The organism is Mycobacterium sp., from assembly GCF_035653355.1.
Taxonomy (GTDB): Bacteria; Actinomycetota; Actinomycetes; order Mycobacteriales; family Mycobacteriaceae; genus Mycobacterium.
The window spans coordinates 1-4154 of record NZ_DASRBZ010000521.1 but is presented as its reverse complement, the minus strand read 5'-3'; the positions used below and the strand labels follow the sequence as shown (position 1 = coordinate 4154).

Genomic DNA, 4154 nt, shown 5'->3' with positions numbered 1-4154 from the left:
GTGACGGTCGGTGCACTTATGGTGCTAGCGGCGTCAGTTGGGTGGTCAGTGTCTTGGCTGCAGACGGCGAAGCGGGAAGGGGCTCCGTCCTCCGAGCGCCGTGGCCCCGATGGAATTCGGTCAGCCGAGATGATTGTGTTCGGCATTAACGCGCTGACGCTCCGAGTGTCCGACGACCTTGACAAAGGTATCTTGGCTATCGTCGATTCATATCACGCCGTCGGCGTTTACACCGTGGCGTATCGAATCGCGAGTTACGTCCTATTTCCGTCTAGGGCTGTTCTGGGCCGATTCATGCCAGCCGTCTTTCGCGCCGGACCGAGCGTGACGTCAGAGTGGCGGGACCTGGTGAGGAAGACGCAGAAAGAATTGGCTGGCATGCTGTTGCTCACAATGCCGCCTTTGATCGGAGGTGCGTTGTTGCTTCCGCTCGTACTAGGTCAGAGATACGCCGCCTCTGTACCGATGGCGATCACGCTCATTCCGTTGCTCGGGTTGCGAGGACTTCACTGGATTTATGGCGACATTTTGGTTGCTATCGGAAGGATACGGCTGCGGCTGGTTGCGCAATGCATATCGCTCATTATCCCGCTTGTTGCGTATGTAGTGCTGATTCAGGTCATGGCGAGCTGGGGCGCGGTGATTGCTACGGGGTTGGGCGAAGTGCTCGCGATTCTTTGCATGAGGGGAATCGCGATCAAGGCGATGCGCTTGGATAGCGGGATCGACGGAAGCGCGACCGCGGCGGCGCCCATCGGTCTCCAGGTATAGCCAATGCCTAAACAAAGCGTGGTGGTGTTCGACTCAGTTGGTGTCAACCCGTACGGACGGGAGCTAGCCGACTTACTTCAAGATGCTGGCTTCACGGTCTTGCTGGCATTGCCGCGTGACGCGGTTAGTGTCGATGGGCAAGCGCTTCTTCTGCGCGAGACGTTTGGAATGCTCAAGCCGGCGTCGTTGGCCAGAGAAGTGCGGCATCTGGCAAGACTTGGATGGCTGATTCTTGCGAGCCGATGCGTATGTATCGTTGTCTGGGCGCGAACTTATCAAAAGGTGGGGTTCGCGATTCTGGCTCTGTTGCGCCCCCAGGCCGTGGTCTACATCGCTCATAATCCCGGGGCCGGACGCGACGTCGGGGGGAAATATGCGCGCCTAATCGAACGAATCATGTTGGCTCGGAGCCGCGTCGTTGCCCATGGGGGAGAGCTTGCGGCCGCGGCTGAAGAGGAAGGAGCGAAGCAGGTGATTGCGCTTCCGCATCTTCCTTTCGTCCGCTATTGCGAGCGCTGGAATATATCAATAAGAGATGTGCGAAGAAGGGATGTGCCCAGCATTCTGTTGTTGGGCGCCCTGAGGCCGGACAAGCTCATGGCGCACGACGTTCGCGAGTTCATTCTGGAGTTGGAGGCAAATGGATTCGAAGGCGAAGTGGTACTCGCCGTGCGGCCTCGCATGGAGTTAGACGTACGAGGCGGCGTAAGAGTGATTAACTTCTCGAGTGATGACGTCCTAGGGGACCCAGAAATTGCAGCGGCTCTTAATCGAACGGATGTGCTTGCTGCACCTTACAAAAATGTCACGGATAGCAGCACGATCATGCTTGCGCTTTCAGCCGGAATTGCAGTCGTTGGGCCGCGAGCTGGGGCGGTGTCTGGGTACCTGCGCGAAGAGTGGCAAGTTGCGCCAGGCGATGTCCGAGGAGCTGCGTTGCTTTGCATGAGCGCAGTCGATTGGTCGGTACCAGAAGGTTGGATCAATCGGGTGCGCGAAGAGAGCGTCCTTGGGTGGCGGAGAGTCTTGGAGAACGTCTGACGCGAAGGTGCATCTGAGAGTCGAAAATGATGCTGTCTTCGGGGGCGAGGCCAGGGACACGGTGAGGAGCCCGGGGAGGCGACGAGATCTCCCCGGTTGGACACGCCTGCACCAGTCCCTGGCCTCTGCTCTCCCATTCCGTCACCCCTCGAGTGGTGAAGAGGTGCGGAAACGCAGGGAGCATCCGTCCCGTCGAGCCGGAACGAACACTTCCTGCTCGTTACCTTAGGAAACGAGCTTTCTTTGCCCAATAGGTCGTGCGACCTGTTCGTGACGGGGGAGCTGGAGGTTCTAGCCCTAGGTCTCGGGGGATGCGGGCCTGTTCCCCTGAGCAAGCGTTCTCAGAAGGCTGCAACGTTTCCGCAGAGCACCGGGTGCTGGCCGGCGGTGGCCGAGCTCGGCAGGGCATAGAGCACGACCGACCATCCCTTGACCACCGTCCTTCCGGACTCGGTGACCGCTGCGTGCAACGACCCGGTCCCGCTCGCATTGGCGGCGAGAACTCCGACGTCGTAGCTCGTCGAGCCCTCGGCGTTGCAGGTCCCGAGGACGACACGGACCAGGTGCCGGCTGTTGGCTGCCATCCCTCGCGCCGAGGCATCGACCGTCAGGTGGCCGGACTGCTCAGCCAGTATGACTGTCCCTGATCCGCGGGCGGTCGGCACCGGGAACATCCGCTGGGCTGCCGTTGGCCGGGTGGAGCTCAGCTGGGTGCATCCCACCGGTGTCGGCGTCGGCGATCCCGTGTCTTCTGCCAGGGTCACCGACACCGCCGACGGCAGGTGGCTCGGCACGGTCCCGGCCGGGAAGGTGCCTTCGAGCCGGCCCGATAGGTCGGCGGCGGACCGCCCGAGCGCGGTGATCTCCACCCCGGGGGCCAGGCAGGTGCCCTGGATGAGGGCCAGGCGGTAACGGTCGCCTGGTTGGAGTCCCCACAGTTGTGCCGTCAGCCCGGGCTGGGACCCCATGTTGAGGGCGACGATGCCGTCGGGCACCGCCTGCAGGGTGACGGTCTGGGAGAGCGCCGTCGGGGACGACCCGCCGCAGGCACTGAGCACTGCCCCTAGCCCCGTGACCGCCAGGATTCCGAGGATGGACCGCCCACGCCACATCGTCCGCACCCTACCGGCGTGCCGGCGAGGCCGACGGGACCTTCCTGATTAGTGGCGGGCCATCGTCCAGCCCGTGATGAGCAGCTGGCCGTTCTTGATCGTCTCGTTGACGATCATGGCGTAGCGCCCAGGGGCCGAACCGCCCGTCACCGACACCGTCGTCGACAGGATGACCCCAGCCGGCACCGTGTCGGCCGCCTCGATGGCCACGTTGAGACTGCTCACATAGGACGCGATGTGGGCCCCGTACAGCAGGTTGGGGAAGGCCGTGCCCGGGGCGGTGATGGCCTTCCACCAGTCGAGCCGGTTCTCGGTGAGCGACCGCACCCCGGCGATATACGCCTCGACGGCCGAGTTCTCCACCGCCAGCGGGCCGGGGGACTGGGCCCAGTTGGGATTCGGAGCCCCACCGAGCGACAACCCGCCCATGGGCACGGAGTAGGTGGCGAGCGTCACGCCTTCGGCCGCCAGGGCCGACGGCACCGGCACCGTTGGGGGGTTGGCCCACGCCGGGACCTGCGAGATGGCGGTAGTCGCCGATCCCGTCGGCATGCTCGCGACCATTGTGGCGGTGACGAGATAGCGGTCCGGCGTGAACCACAGGGCGTTGGTCGGCCAGCAGGTGACGAGCGTCATGGTGGGGGTGGTGGTGTCGTAGACCGGTGATCCCTCCTTCACCACCTGGTGCCCCTGCACGGTGAAGACGTATGTGGTGCACGGCGTCACGTACTGGATCTGGTCGCCGCGCACGAGCTGGGCGATGTTCACGAAGTAGCTGACGTCGTGCGCCTCGAGCACGGCGTTGCCCGTCGCCCCCGGCCACACCGAATAGCTGTCGTGGCCGACGGCCACGTCGAGCTGGGCGTTGTCCGTCCCCTGCAGGACCGGCGCCACCAGCCCGATCTTCGGGATCTGGATGACCCCTTGCGGGTCGTTGGCGTTTCCCGGGGTGCAGCCGCTGCCGGTGTGGCCGCCGGCCGTCGCCCGTCCGACCTGGGTGACGATCTGGCGCTCGCGGGCGAGGAGGTTCTTCCCGCCCCGCTCCGAGTTGGCCGTCCACAGCGCGGCCACGAGCTGCCAGATCCCGGCGGCCAGCAACAGCACGAGACCGGCGGCGATGAGCGTCCGGTGCGGCCAGTGCCGGCGCCGGTCGGCGTGGTCCCCCCGCCGGTGTCGGCGGCGGGGGGACTCGCTCCCAGGTGGTTCGTTCCTGGCCTCGGTGAGGTCGGT

General features: G+C 64.4%; 4 protein-coding genes. 2 read left to right on the top strand and 2 right to left on the bottom strand.

Going from position 1 to position 4154, the window contains the following annotated elements; genetic code table 11:
* Both VFA16_RS17890 and VFA16_RS17885 read left to right on the top strand, forming a co-directional pair.
* Positions 1–771, top strand: a 771-nt coding sequence (locus VFA16_RS17890) for a hypothetical protein (RefSeq protein ID WP_324969104.1), incomplete at its 5' end; no start/stop codon positions are given.
* A 3-nt stretch (positions 772–774) separates the two neighbouring features.
* The gene (locus VFA16_RS17885) at positions 775–1812 is read left to right on the top strand and encodes a hypothetical protein (protein WP_324969103.1); all 1038 of its coding nucleotides are present in this window, start codon (positions 775–777) and stop codon (positions 1810–1812) included.
* Positions 1813–2153: 341 nt separating this feature from the next.
* Here the strand turns inward: VFA16_RS17885 and VFA16_RS17880 are convergent, their stop codons facing one another.
* Together VFA16_RS17880 and VFA16_RS17875 are read right to left on the bottom strand one after the other, a co-directional pair.
* The gene (locus tag VFA16_RS17880; RefSeq protein WP_324969102.1) at positions 2154–2924 is read right to left on the bottom strand and encodes a hypothetical protein; all 771 of its coding nucleotides are present in this window, start codon (positions 2922–2924) and stop codon (positions 2154–2156) included.
* A gap of 48 nt (positions 2925–2972) precedes the next feature.
* Positions 2973–4154 (bottom strand): sortase domain-bontaining protein (locus VFA16_RS17875; protein ID WP_324969101.1); only part of this gene is annotated, 1182 nt, incomplete at its 5' end.